We start from the raw sequence: 13,029 nt of genomic DNA, 5'->3' as shown, positions 1-13,029 counted from the left end.
TATGGGAAACGCGGTGGAGCTGGAGGCCGGCGGTCGTACCGTACGCCTGTCCAACCCGGACAAGATCTACTTCCCGGAGCGGGGCTTCACGAAGCTGGACGTGGCGCGTTACTTCCTCGCCGTGCGGGACGGGATCGTCCGTGCCCTGCGCGACCGGCCCACCACCCTGGAGCGCTTCGTCGACGGCGTCGAGGGTGAGTCCTTCTTCCAGAAGCGCGCGCCCAAGAACCTGCCCGACTGGATTCCCACCGCCCACATCACCTTCCCCAGCGGTCGCTTCGCCGACGAGATCCGGCCCACCGAGATCGCCACCGTCCTCTGGGCCGCCAACCTCGGCACGCTCACCTTCCACCCCTGGCCGGTACGGGGCGACCGCACCGACCACCCCGACGAACTGCGCGTCGACCTGGACCCGCAACCCGGCACCGGGTTCCCCGAGGCCGTGCGCGCCGCGCACGAGCTGCGGGCCGTTCTCGACGAGTACGGCCTGCGGGGCTGGCTCAAGACCTCCGGCGGCCGGGGCCTCCACGTCTTCGTGCCGATCGAGCCCCGCTGGGAGTTCACCGGTGTGCGCCGCGCAGCCATCGCGCTCGGCCGCGAACTGGAACGGCGCATGCCCGGCCGGGTCACCACCGCGTGGTGGAAGGAGGAGCGGGGCGAGAAGATTTTCTTCGACTACAACCAGACGGCCCGCGACCGGACGATCGCCTCCGCCTACTCCATCCGCCCCAAGCCGCACGCCCCGGTCTCCGCGCCCCTGCTGTGGGAAGAGCTCGACGACGTCGACCCGCGCGATTTCGACCTGGCCACCATGCCCGTGCGGTACGCCGACCACGGCGACGTCCACGCGGACATGGACGACCACGCCTTCTCGCTGGACAGCCTGCTGGAGCTGGCCGCCAAGGACGAGCGGGACCACGGCATGGCCGACCTGCCGTACCCGCCGGACTACCCCAAGATGCCGGGTGAGCCCAAGCGGGTACAGCCGAGCCGAGCCAAACGCACCGACTGATCCGGGTCACATCCGATCCCGGACCACATCCGATCCGGACCGCAGCCGATCCGGAGTACCGCCCGATCCGGGCTACAGCTCCTTGATCCGGATGTCGCGGTAGGAGATCACGTCCGTCGTCCCGTGGACCTGGAGCCCGACGTAACCGGTGGCGTACCGCCGGCCGTCCGTGCCCGGGTCATCGGCGCGCGGCGGGGTGAACTCCTGGCCGCCGGTGTTGTCGAACTCGTTGATCAGGACGCCGTTGCGGAAGACCGAGTAGTGCTGGCCCTCCACCCGGATCTCGTAGTCGTTCCAGGTCCCCTTCGGGGTGACGCCCGCGCCGCCCAGACCCACCCGGTCGAACCCGTACACCGAACCGGTCTTGTACATGTCGCCGTCGGGCCGGTCCAGCACCTGTATCTCGTGCCCGTACTTGATGGCGACCCACTCCGGCCTCGGCTCCTCCGGGTGCTGGTGGACGTAGGGGAAGCGGACGAAGACACCGGAGTTGGCGTTGCCCGTGCCGGGGGCGTCGTCCCGCCACTGGAGCTTGAGCGAGAAGTCGCCGTACTGCCGCTGCGGGAACCACAGCATGCCCATCCCGGGGACCGTGGCGCTGCTGGTCATCGAGCCGTCGCCGTTCAGCGCGAACCTGCCGCCGCCCACGTGCTGCCACTTCGCGAAGGTGTCGGCCGAGCCGTCGAACAGGGTGCGGTAGCCGGAGGTCCGGCCGGGCTTGCCGATGCCGGAATCCCGGGCCGCCCGGTAGATCTTCCTGTGCTCCCTCGCGTCGATCACCCCCTCGGCGAGCAGCTTGTCCAGGACCGCGTCCACGTGCTTGAGGAACAGCGCGTGCGACGACCAGTCCTTCTCGTCCTCGATCAGCTCGTTGATCGTGCAGCGTCCGCGTGTCATCCGGTTCGGTACGCCGCTGTCGGCGGTGCCGACGATCACGGTGAGCCGCTCGTCGTACTCGGGGCAGTGGGGCGCCGGGACCCCGCCGCCCTCCGCCACGTCGAAGCCGGCCTGCCCGGCCGCCGAGGTGTTGCCGGCCTTGTCCGTGGCCCGGTGCAGCACGGTGTGGTGGCCCACCCGGTCGACGACGACGGGCGCCGTGTACGCGAGGTACGGCCCGCCGTCCAGCGAGTACTCGACCTTGTCCACGCCCGAGTCGGCGTCCGTCGCCGTGACGGTCACCGTGGCTCTGCCGATGTACGCGCCGTCCGAGTTCTTCTCGCCCGTCACCGCCGCCGCCGTCTCGGGTGGCGTCCTGTCCTGGGTGGGCGGGGCGACCACCGTGAACCGCACGGACTTCTCGGTCGCCACGTTCCCGGCCCGGTCCGTGGCCCGGTAGCGCACGGTGTGGGTGCCCACCTCGTGGACCATCACCGGCGCGGTGTACGCCTGCCACGCGCCGTCCGCCCCGGCCGCGTACTGGATCGTGTTCACGCCCGAGCCGGCGTCGGAGGCGGTGACGGTGACCGTCGCCATCCCCACGTACCGGCCCTGCCCGTCCTTCTCGCCGCTCACGGTCGCGGACGTCTCCGGCGGCGTCCTGTCGTCCGTCGGCGGGGTGACCACGGTGAAGTCCACCGCCTTCTCCGCGGCTGTGTTGCCCGCCTTGTCGGTGGCCCGGTACCGGATCCGGTGGGTGCCCACCTCGTGGACCATCACGGGTGCGGTGTACGTCTGCCAGGTGCCGTCCGCCCCGAGCGCGTACTGGATCCGGTCCACGCCCGAGCCGGTGTCGGTCGCCGACACGGTGACGTTGGCATGCCCGATGTACGCGCCGTCGGCGTTCTTCTCACCCTCGACCTCCGCCGACGTCTCCGGCGCGGTGGTGTCCTCCCCGCCGCCCGCCTCGGTGACCGTGAGGATGCCCTGCATGGAGCCGTGGCCGGGGATCGTGCAGTGGAAGCGGTACCGGCCGGGCGTCAAGGTCACCTGGGCGGTATGCCTGCCGCCCTGGTCGTCGCCGGGGTTGGCCAGGATGTTCAGCTGGACGTCGTTGTTGTACTCGGGGTCGGACACGTCGAAGGTCAGCGTGTGCGGCATGCCCGTGGTGTTGCCGGTGGCCGCGCTGTTCTCGAAGACGATCGTCGTCGGCCCCGCGACCGCGGTGGCCGGGAAGGTCAGATACCGGTCGATGGGATCACCCGCGGTCCACGTCAGCACCTGCTCCGCCGCGCGCGTCCCGTTGTCCGGGCGCCCGTACGCCGCGGTCGACGTCAACCCGAGCACCATCAGCAGGGCGGCCGACAGAGCCGTCCAGATCCGTGGAGAAGGTCTCACTGTACGGCCGCCTTCCTCGCGAGAGCGTCGGCGGCGGGCGTCGCCTCACCACCGTGGTACGTCACGCGCCACAGCGCGGACTTGGCGTCGGAGGTGAAGAAGCCGCGACCGTAGTCCAGGACGTACAGCGAACCGTCCGGCGCGAACTTCCAGTCCATCAGATTGCGGATGCCGTTCGCCCCGACCGGGATGATCCTCTTCAGCGACTCGGCGTGCACCGGCAGACCGCCCTTGCCGACCGTGCGCGGGTCCATCAGCACGGCGTGGCGCGGCTGGTCGCCGTCGTAGAAGTCACCGACGAACCACTTGCCGTCCCAGTACGACGGCCACTTCACCGTGCTGGTGCTCGTCGCGTCGTGGCGGTACACCGGGCCGTTCATGGTCGCCTGGCCGCCGCCCTTCAGCCACGGCAGCAGCAGCTTCTGCTCCTCCGTCCGGTAACTGGGGACACCGTTGGCGTCACGCGGATAGTCCACGCCACCGCCCTGCGGCGAGTACCAGATCGAATTCGGCGTCACCGGCGGCAGGTTCACCAGGCCGTCGTTGTTCGGTGACTCGTTCCTGGGCGCGGCGCAGTCGTACCAGCCGAGCGGCTTGCCCGGGTCGGGCAGATTGCGGTCCCGGTACGGCTGGTTGTTGCCCATGCAGTACGGCCAGCCGTGGTTGCCCGCCTTGGTGATCGCGGAGAACGTGTCGTACTTGGCCGGGCCCCAGGTGGTGGACGGCGCTCCGGCGTCGGGGCCCACCCACCCCGCGTACAGGATGTCCGTCGTCCTGTCGACGAAGATGCGAGCCGGGTTGCGCACCCCCATCACGTAGATCTCACCGCGTGTCTTGCCGCCGCCCTCGTCCGGCTCCCTGCCGGTGAAGAGATTGCCCTCGGGGAGGGTGTACGTACCGTCGTCCTCGGGGTGGATCCGCAGGATCTTGCCGTTGAGGTTGTTGGTGTTGCCGGAGGTGCGGCGCGCGTCGGCGAAGGAGACACCCTTGAAGTCGGGCTCCGGGTTGTTGCCGGAGTAGCCAGAACTGAAACCGCTGGAGTTGTTGTCACCGGTGGCGATGTACAGGTTGCCCCGGGAGTCCCAGGCCATGCCACCGCCCGCGTGGCAGCAACTGTGGATCTGCACCGGCCACTTCAGCAGGACCTTTTCACTCGCGGGGTCCAGCGTGTTGGTGGCCAGGTCGAGCGTGAAGCGGGAGACGTACCGCTCCGCCATATGGGTGTCGCGGTTGATTCTGGAGTGCGGTGTGTAGTGCAGGTACACCCAGCCGTTGGACAGGAAGCCGGGGTCGACCTCGATCCCGAGGAGCCCTTCCTCGTTCTTGGTGAGCTCATCACCCCCGCCCTTGTTGCCGAAGACCGTGAGCGCGCCCGCGAGCTGGACTTTCCCGGTCCTCGGGTCGTAGACGTGGATCTCGCCCCGGCCCTTGCCGATGTCGGGGTCGTTCCAGTCGGTGACCACGGGCTGGGAGGAGTCGGCGCCGCCGCGCCCGATGTAGAGGATGCGGCCGTCCGGCGCGGCGACCAGGCCGTGCGGCTCGCCGATCTGGTCGTTGCGGCCCGGCTGGTTGGGTTGGGTCAGACGCTCGCTCTTGTAGTTGGCGTCGATGGTGGCCTTGCAGTCGGCGCGCGAGAGCCGCGTCGTCCACAACAGGGCGCCGAGCAGGTGCTCCCGGAAGTCGGTCTCCGCGAACGACTCCGCCGTACCGCCCATGCCGGTGTAGAAGGAGCGGCCACCGTCGTAGTCTCGGCACCAGGAGACGGGGTGGTCCCAGCCGTTGGCACTCGGGCCGGGCCGGTACGTGCTCTCCCTGACGCGCGCCACGGTGTGCACGGAACCGGACGGGTTGACCTTCCAGTTGAACCACTTGTCGGGGCGCTTCCAGTGCAGCGGAAGCCGCTGGGTGGCCGGGTGCTGCCGGTCACCGACCTCGACGGTCGCGCGCTGCACGGTGCCGGGGCTGTCGGCGGTCGGCCGGGCCCCGACCAGACCGGTGAACCAGTCCGAGTACGGCTCGGTGCGGGCCGCGTCATGGATGCCGAGGAAGCCGCCCCCCGCCTCCATGTACGCCTCCAGGCCGGCCTCCTGCTCGGGGTCGAGCACATCGCCACCGCCCGTCAGGAACGCGACGGCGTTGTAGCGGCCCAGTCTGGTGGCGTCGGTGAACACGGAGGCGTCGTCCGTGGCCTCCGTACGGAACCGCTGCGCGGCCGGGCCCGACCGGCCGATCGTCTCGATCGCAGCGATCCCGGCGTCGACGGCCGGCGACTCGGCGGTGGCCGAGGCGTGGAACACCAGCACCCGGACATTGGCTCCGCCCGGTGGAGACTGAATGGACAACGTTGTCCGAGGCTCACCCGGATTCGGTTCGGCGGTGGCGGCCGTACCGCCCAGCAGAGAAGCAGTCAGGGCGCTCGCGGCCATGGCCACGGCCGCACCACGGCGTGTTCTTGACCAGTGATGTGGTGCACGGTGCATGTGTTCCCACCCCTCTGTGGTCACAGCAAACGACGATGAAGCTAGACCTCTTTCCGCGACACGCCAATAGCCTGACATCAATCGTGCGAACTTTGTCCCGGCTGTGGAAAAACGAATCTGCCCCGGCTACGGTGTGGCCGTTCCCGGGGACGGGTCTCCTGCGTCCCGTCAGTCTCCGCACCTCACTGGGGAGTTCGGCATGGACAGACGGAGCTTCAACCGGCGTCTCCTGGCATCGGGCGCGGCTGCGACGACCGGCCTGACATCGTTATCCCTGGTGTCCGCGCCGGACGCGGTCTCGGCCGAGACGACCCCGAGGACCGCCCCGGCGGGCGGTCAGGTGCGCCATCTCAAGCTGTACGCGGAGAGGCTGGCGGACGGCCAGATGGGCTACGGCCTGGAGAAGGGCAAGGCCACGATCCCCGGGCCGCTGATCGAGCTGAACGAAGGGGACACCCTTCACATCGAGTTCGAGAACACCATGGACGTCCCCGCCAGCCTCCACGTCCACGGCGTCGACTACGACACCGCCAGCGACGGCACGAAGCTGAACCGCAGCCATGTCGAACCCGGCGGCACCCGCACGTACACCTGGCGCACCCACACCCCGGGCCGCCGCAAGGACGGCACCTGGCGGGCCGGCAGCGCGGGCTACTGGCACTACCACGACCATGTCGTCGGCACCGACCACGGCACCGGTGGCATCCGCAAGGGCCTCTACGGCCCGGTCGTCGTCCGGCGACAGGGTGACATCCTGCCCGACAAGCAGTTCACGATCGTCTTCAACGACATGACGATCAACAACAGGCCGGGGCACCAGAGCCCGAACTTCCAGGCCACCGTGGGCCAGCGCGTCGAGATCATCATGATCACGCACGGCGAGTACTACCACACCTTCCATATGCACGGTCACCGCTGGGCGGACAACCGCACCGGCATGCTGACCGGCCCGGACGACCCCAGCCCCGTCATCGACAACAAGATCACCGGACCGGCCGACTCCTTCGGCTTCCAGATCATCGCGGGCGAACTCGTCGGCGCCGGCGCCTGGATGTACCACTGCCACGTCCAGAGCCACTCGGACATGGGGATGGCCGGCCTGTTCCTGGTGGCCAAACCGGACGGCACGATCCCGGGCTACGAACCGCACCATCCGGCGGAGCCGCACACGCACTGACGCGACGCCGTACGGTCAGCAGCCGGCGCGCCGAGCACCTCCCAGCCCTTTCCCTCATGCCGCGGGTACAGGCGTGACCCACGGCAGACCCTCCGGTGCCGGAAGGAACGGTCCCATCCGCGCGGAGGAGCCGCCCGTGCGCGAGGGGCTCCGGTCACGGACGACGTCAGACGGCAGTGGGTGAGTGCTCCCACAGGCCGTCCCCGGTGCCGCTCCAGCGGCGTGGGCCCGCGCCGCTGGAGCGGATCACCCGAGTGGATGCCTTCGCCCACGTGCCCCACCCACAGGCCGCCCGTGGTGCGGGCTGTCCTGGTGCGGCCGTCCGGTGCCGGCCGCAGACTCGGGACCATGCTGAGCACCCATCTCCTCAACGGAGCCCCGAACTGGCTCGACCTCGGCACGCCCGACATCGAGGGAGCGGAATCCTTCTACGGCACCCTGTTCGGCTGGCGGCTCGAATCCGCCGGGCCGGAGCGCGAGGGCTTCGGCGTGTTCCGGCTGGACGACAGGACCGTCGCGGGAACCATGACGACCCCGTCCGGCGACTGGCCCCCGGCGTGGACCATCCATTTCCGCACACCCGACGCCGACGCCACCGCGCGGGCGGTACGGGTGGGCGGCGGCACCGTCCGGGTCGAACCGGTGGACGTCTTCGACTTCGGCCGGATGGCCGTCTTCACCGATCCCGCCGGTGCCGGCTTCGCCGTCTGGCAACCCGGCACCTACCAGGGCCTCGACGTGCTCAACGAACCGGGCACGCTGTGCTGGACGGAGCTCCACACGCCGGACGTGCCCGCCGCCATGGCCTTCTACGGCTCCCTCCTCGGCATCGAGTCGGCCTCCGTGCCGCTGCCCGGAGGCGCCGGCGCGTACCTTCTGCTCACCCCGGCCGGCCGCAGCGACGCCTCCTTCGGAGGAGCCGTACCGCACGCCCCGGACGCGCACTGGCTGCCCTACTTCGAGGTCCCGGACACGGACGCGACGGCGACCCGCACCGAACAACTCGGCGGAACGGTCCCCTTCCCCCCGGCCAACCTCACCGGCATCGGCCGCATCGCCCAGCTCACCGACCCGTACGGCGCCCGCTTCGCGGTCATCACGAGCGCCGCGCCGACGGAGGGCTGACCCCTTGCCGATCACATCGAGGAGGCCCATGCTTACGAGGAGCGATCGACGAACAGTACGTTGATCGTTCGTTGACGTCTCATTTATCCGGCGCGGGCAGTGTGTTCGGCATGCCGATCAACACCCACGTCCTGACCGCGACCGACCGAGAGCTCTCCTGGCAGGAGACCGCCCTCTGCGCCCAGACGAGCCCGGACTTCTTCTTCCCGGACCCGGGCTCCTCCACCCGCGAGGCAAAGCGCCTCTGCGCGGCGTGCGAGGGTCGTGAGGCGTGCCTGGAATACGCCCTCACGCACGACGAAAGGTTCGGCGTCTGGGGCGGCCTCTCGGAGCAGGAACGGCACGATCTGAAGCGGGGCAGCCGCTGAGGCTCACGTCCGCCGCACCTTCCCGCCCTTGACGAGGTCGGCCCGCTCCGCGAGCACGTCCTCCTCGGGCCCCCCGTCCGGCACGTTGCCGCCCAGTTCCTCGGGCACGACGCGCACGGGGAAGTGCCCTCCGACGGGCGACACGACACCCCCGAAGCGGGGATCCCCGGCGAACCAGATCATGCCGGGTTGAGGGTTTTGCTTGCGGGCGAGTTCCACGGAGAAGGGCGTGATGCGCAGGACTGGTGCGTAGTGCTCGCTGAAGCGGATCCGGATCACAGCCGACTGTTCCATTGACCGCGGAGGATACGAGCACGGATATGCGCGCCAGGGATAGGTGCGCAGGATCTGCTTGACTCGCCCGGTACGTCGAAGCGCGATGAACGTGAGAGGTAGCACAAAGGGGTAGAAGAGCGCGCACAAGATGGTGAGGCCAATGGACCTCGACACGACACAGGCGTAGCAGGATGCCATCGTCAGAAGGATTACGAAGCAGAACCAAAGCCGGCGCTTGGTCACGAGGTGAGCATGGCCTCGTCTTGATGGCGCGTGATCGTATGCCCTCTTCAGTAGATGTGCCGAAGTCGAGTCCGACGTCACGTGAGGAACTCCAGGATGCGTGAGGTGGGCGCTGTTCCCGTGAATTCGGAAACCGGTGCGGGGGCCGTGAATGAGAACGTGTGGGCAACGGCTTCAAGGATGTCCGTGTACGCGTCGGCGTAGTGGGTAGCAGCGCTGGTCAAGTCGGCGACAATGACGTGAGAGCCACAGGGATACGGCATTGCGAGCCGAGCCTGAAACACCTTGGTTGATGCCGGTGAGGGACGGGTACTCTGTGCCTCCGTGAGCGGCGGGGTGAAGATCCCAGCGACCATGGCTGCCGAAACGCCGGTAGGCAGCGCAAGAGTTGTGGAGCGCTTGGCCTCCCAGAGAGGGGATTTGGCGAGTGTGATTCCCGCACGCGCAGCGGCCACCGTCGGGGAGGGGCCTGCTGTGCGGATGGTGGACAGCGAGAAGAGTGAGGCACATGCCCCCTCCGCGTCATCCGGGTGCAGGCCGAGAGCGAGATAGGCGCACCCTTTGCCGAGGAGAGTGTCCACGGCCCCCGCCAGCACTTGCGTATCGCCGAGCAAACTGTCCGCCTCAGGAGTTCCCTCGAGCAGCGGCAGAACGCATTCGGAGACGATGCGTGTCAGCGCCTCCTGCGAGACGTTCTGGAAGGAGTGGAATCCAGGTGGCAACCGGAACCAGACTGGTGGGGTGCTGTCGTTTGAGTCCATTAAGCCTCCCTGCGGCTGTCATCATGAGAGCGATGCCCACACATGGGCGACCCTTGCTGCTGATGTCGGAGCGTCGTCGATTACGGCACGGGTGCCATCGACTGCGGTAGTCGAGTTCGAGAACGTGTCGTCATCGTTGAGTGATGTGTAGTGGCTGCCGGCGGTCACGGCGCCTGTCGCGGGAACGCCGTACTTCACGCCGCTTCTGACAGCTGGATGTGCTTCTTGAAGCGCCCACGCGGACAGGGGATTCTCGACCTGGCGCAGTTCATCGAGGGAGCTTTTTGAGGCGCTGGCCAACTCCCGTGCACCAGCTCCCAAATCCGCGAGCGTCGCGGAACCGGTGATGGTGGAAGCGGCACGAACCGACTTGGCTCCTTGCGCCAAGGCAGCTACACCCGGGACGGATCCAAGCGTGTCGCCCGTGAGTGTGACGGCGTTATTCCAGAAATCGGCATCGAACTTACCTTTGGTGAAGCCGTCCCTCAGTGAGGTGCGGACCTTGCTGTCCGCTAGGTGCAGTGCAAGGGCGCCCATGCTCGCTCCGGTGGCCAAGATCATGACAGCGAGGCCGACCGGCGGAAAGGCGACTCCGATTACGAGGCTTACGAACCCCAGGATCGCGGATACGTCTGACAACACGTCTCCCAGGTCCTCCTCGATCCACTTGAGCGCCTTGCTCAGCGCCCCCGGTTCCTTCGGGGCCAGTTTGTCCGTCGCCTCGTTGAGGGCCTTCGCGATGCCGCTCGCCTCTGTGCGGTGGGTCTCCTCCAGTTCGCGGGCGAGGCGGCGGACATGGGCCAGGGCGTCGCGGGCTTCGGTGAGGGCGTCCGCCGCCGAGGTGAGGGCGGACGCCGAGGCGTCGGCGCGGGCCGTGGTCGACGCGTACGACGACTCCGCGGCGCGCAGCCGCTTCGCGCAGAGCCCCGCCTGGGTTTCGTAGCGGCGCGCCGTCGCCTGGTAGTCCACCAGAGCGTCGTGCCACGCGCCCAGGCGGCCCGCGGCCTTGGTCAGGGAACGGTGCGCGTTGCGCAGGTAGCGCGGCAGGTCGCCGTCCAGGGCCTCGCGGAAGGCGTCCGCGGCCTCGCCCTTCCAGTAGGAGCTCTCGGTCAGAAGCTGGTCGACCAGGCGGTGGGCGGTGCCGAGGGCGGTCGCCGAGGACGCCAGCCTCGTCCGGAGCGCGGCGATCTCCGTGGGGCTGCCCGGTGCCGGGTCCCAGCCCAGGTGGGGGAACGTGGTGTCAGCCACGCTGCTCCACCACCCGGAACGCCGACTCGATCGCGCGACCCAGCTGCACGTACCCCGCGTGGCTCAGTCGCACCCCGTCGTGGATGGCTTTGATCCGGTCGCCCAGCTGTTCCGCCCCGTACTTCCAGCGGTCCTGGAAACCGTCGCACGCCTCGTCCAGTTCGCGTGTGCCGAGCTGGTCGGCCCGGACGTGTTCCAGCGCGCGTCTGGCCTCCGTGAGGGACGTCATCGATTCGCCCAGCGCACGGGAGAAGCGGCCCAACCGGTCGGATTCCACGCGGAGATCAGGGTCCATGGCGGACCACCCTGGCAGATCCCCGGCAAAGCACGGAAAACGCCGTACCTCTCCCGGGTGGTGATCGTTCTGATCACTTGCGCGTGGGGCGGGATCGGTGCGCATTCGGCGATAACGAGCCGGCCGCATTCGGTCGCGGGTCGGAGCGGACCGGCCCTGATGACGCTCCGCGATGGCGCTGAGCCCCTCGTTACTAGCCGGTTCCCCCAGGCCCTCGGCCTACGCAGCCCGGCTTCCCGGCGCCCGCGCCGTCACCCTCGTAGTCGACCGGGAACCGGACCGAGAAACGGGCGAGGCCGGGCAGCTGCCCGACCTCGCACCGCACCGCACCACTCATGATCCGCCCGCCCGGCGAGCCGGACCACTACGACACCGGATGGATCACCGATGAGCACTCCAGGCCCCGGCGGCGCCGCCCGCGTCCGAGCGACCCGCTCGTGCGCGACGAGCAGGGGGCGCCGGCCACCGGGGTCGTCCTCAGGAACGGGCGCGTCAGTCGCCCGCGCGCGCCGCCAGCCGGGCCTTGCGCGCCGCGAGCTTCTCGTCGAACTTGCTCGCCTCCGCGTCGAGGCCGCCCATGTACAGGCCGAGCTCCTCCTGGGCCTTCAGGCCCTCCGGGCCGAGGCCGTCGATCTCCAGCACCTTCAGGAAGCGCAGCACCGGCTGCAGCACGTCGTCGTGGTGGATGCGCAGGTTGTAGATCTCGCCGATCGCCATCTGCGCGGCCGCCCGCTCGAAGCCCGGCATGCCGTGTCCGGGCATCCGGAAGTTGACGACCACGTCCCGCACCGCCTGCATGGTGAGGTCCGGCGCGAGCTCGAAGGCCGCGCCCAGCAGGTTCCGGTAGAACACCATGTGGAGGTTCTCGTCGGTGGCGATGCGCGCCAGCATCCGGTCGCAGACCGGGTCACCCGACTGGTGGCCGGTGTTGCGGTGCGAGATGCGGGTCGCCAGCTCCTGGAAGGCGACGTACGCGACCGAGTGCAGCATCGAGTGCCGGTTGTCAGACTCGAAGCCCTCGCTCATGTGGACCATCCGGAACTGTTCCAGCTTGTCCGGGTCCACCGCGCGCGAGGCGAGCAGGTAGTCGCGCATCACGATGCCGTGGCGGCCCTCCTCGGCGGTCCAGCGGTGCACCCAGGTGCCCCACGCGCCGTCCCGGCCGAAGAGGGTGGCGATCTCGTGGTGGTAGCTGGGGAGGTTGTCCTCGGTGAGGAGGTTCACCACGAGGGCGATCTTGCCGATGTCGGTGACCTTGGACTGCTGCGGCTCCCACGCCTCGCCGTCCTCGAAGAGGCCGGGGAAGTTACGGGCGTCGGACCACGGCACGTACTCGTGCGGCATCCAGTCCTTGACGACCTTGAGATGGCGGTTGAGCTCCTTCTCGACCACCTCTTCCAAGGCGTACAGCAGCCGGGCGTCGGTCCACGCGTCCGAACTGCCGAGGTGGGGAGAGGTGAGGGTCATACGGATGCTCCTGGGGACGGGGCTGGGGACGTGATGTACCTACGGCTTCGTAGGTTACGAGACCGTAGGTTAAGCGCGTCGTAAGCCCGAGCCAAGCCCGGGTCGGTGGATGGGGGGTTACGTTCCGTTATGCGCGCAGGTCGCGGCGGAGGCCAGAGAGGCATCTCACGCGCCTCTCGGCCCTCTCGGAACGCGCTCAGGTCCACCACGATGGGCGTATACCCCGGATCCGCGAACCACTCCGCCACTCGATGGGCCCGCGGACTTCGCGGATTCGCCGGCCGGCGCCGGACGTGGGGCGCC

At 68.9% G+C, this 13,029-nt stretch carries 11 protein-coding genes; 4 read left to right on the top strand and 7 right to left on the bottom strand.

The window, feature by feature from the left end; all coding sequences use genetic code 11:
- Position 1: 1 nt before the first annotated feature.
- On the top strand, positions 2-1,012 hold the full coding sequence (ligD, locus tag ABZZ38_RS07235; RefSeq protein ID WP_356736638.1) for a non-homologous end-joining DNA ligase: 1,011 nt from the start codon (positions 2-4) through the stop codon (positions 1,010-1,012).
- 72 nt (positions 1,013-1,084) lie between these two features.
- Here the strand turns inward: ligD and ABZZ38_RS07230 are convergent, their stop codons facing one another.
- Complete coding sequence (locus tag ABZZ38_RS07230) at positions 1,085-3,238, bottom strand: family 16 glycoside hydrolase (protein WP_356736924.1); 2,154 nt, start codon at positions 3,236-3,238, stop codon at positions 1,085-1,087.
- Between the two features lie 44 nt (positions 3,239-3,282).
- Positions 3,283-5,766, bottom strand: coding sequence for a ThuA domain-containing protein (locus tag ABZZ38_RS07225; protein WP_356736636.1), 2,484 nt, complete (start codon positions 5,764-5,766; stop codon positions 3,283-3,285).
- A 199-nt stretch (positions 5,767-5,965) separates the two neighbouring features.
- On the opposite strand from ABZZ38_RS07225, the gene ABZZ38_RS07220 reads away from it, so the two are divergent.
- The 3 genes from ABZZ38_RS07220 (at position 5,966) to ABZZ38_RS07210 (ending at position 8,436) form a co-directional block, all read left to right on the top strand.
- The gene (locus tag ABZZ38_RS07220; RefSeq protein ID WP_356736634.1) at positions 5,966-6,943 is read left to right on the top strand and encodes a multicopper oxidase domain-containing protein; all 978 of its coding nucleotides are present in this window, start codon (positions 5,966-5,968) and stop codon (positions 6,941-6,943) included.
- Between the two features lie 348 nt (positions 6,944-7,291).
- Positions 7,292-8,068: a VOC family protein gene (locus ABZZ38_RS07215; RefSeq protein ID WP_356736632.1), complete on the top strand. Its 777-nt coding sequence runs from the start codon at positions 7,292-7,294 to the stop codon at positions 8,066-8,068.
- 110 nt (positions 8,069-8,178) lie between these two features.
- Positions 8,179-8,436, top strand: coding sequence for a WhiB family transcriptional regulator (locus ABZZ38_RS07210; RefSeq protein ID WP_356736630.1), 258 nt, complete (start codon positions 8,179-8,181; stop codon positions 8,434-8,436).
- 3 nt (positions 8,437-8,439) lie between these two features.
- On the opposite strand, the gene ABZZ38_RS07205 is transcribed toward ABZZ38_RS07210, so the two are convergent.
- The 5 genes from ABZZ38_RS07205 to ABZZ38_RS07185 form a co-directional block, all read right to left on the bottom strand.
- A complete protein-coding gene (locus tag ABZZ38_RS07205; protein WP_356736629.1) occupies positions 8,440-8,730 on the bottom strand; it encodes a hypothetical protein in 291 nt (96 codons plus the stop codon).
- Positions 8,731-9,032: 302 nt separating this feature from the next.
- Complete coding sequence (locus ABZZ38_RS07200; protein ID WP_356736628.1) at positions 9,033-9,716, bottom strand: hypothetical protein; 684 nt, start codon at positions 9,714-9,716, stop codon at positions 9,033-9,035.
- Between the two features lie 21 nt (positions 9,717-9,737).
- Complete coding sequence (locus tag ABZZ38_RS07195) at positions 9,738-10,964, bottom strand: putative T7SS-secreted protein (protein ID WP_356736627.1); 1,227 nt, start codon at positions 10,962-10,964, stop codon at positions 9,738-9,740.
- Positions 10,957-11,259, bottom strand: coding sequence for a hypothetical protein (locus ABZZ38_RS07190; RefSeq protein ID WP_356736626.1), 303 nt, complete (start codon positions 11,257-11,259; stop codon positions 10,957-10,959). Before ABZZ38_RS07190 ends, ABZZ38_RS07195 begins: the two co-directional genes overlap by 8 nt.
- A 492-nt stretch (positions 11,260-11,751) precedes the next feature.
- Positions 11,752-12,726 carry an acyl-ACP desaturase gene (locus ABZZ38_RS07185; RefSeq protein WP_356736625.1) on the bottom strand — a complete coding sequence of 325 codons (975 nt, stop codon included), beginning with the start codon at positions 12,724-12,726 and terminating at the stop codon, positions 11,752-11,754.
- Positions 12,727-13,029: the final 303 nt, after the last annotated feature.

The organism is Streptomyces sp. NPDC006368 (assembly GCF_040612535.1).
Lineage (GTDB): Bacteria > Actinomycetota > Actinomycetes > Streptomycetales > Streptomycetaceae > Streptomyces.
The sequence above is the reverse complement of the archived record's forward strand: the minus strand, read 5'-3'. Positions and strand labels throughout refer to the sequence as shown.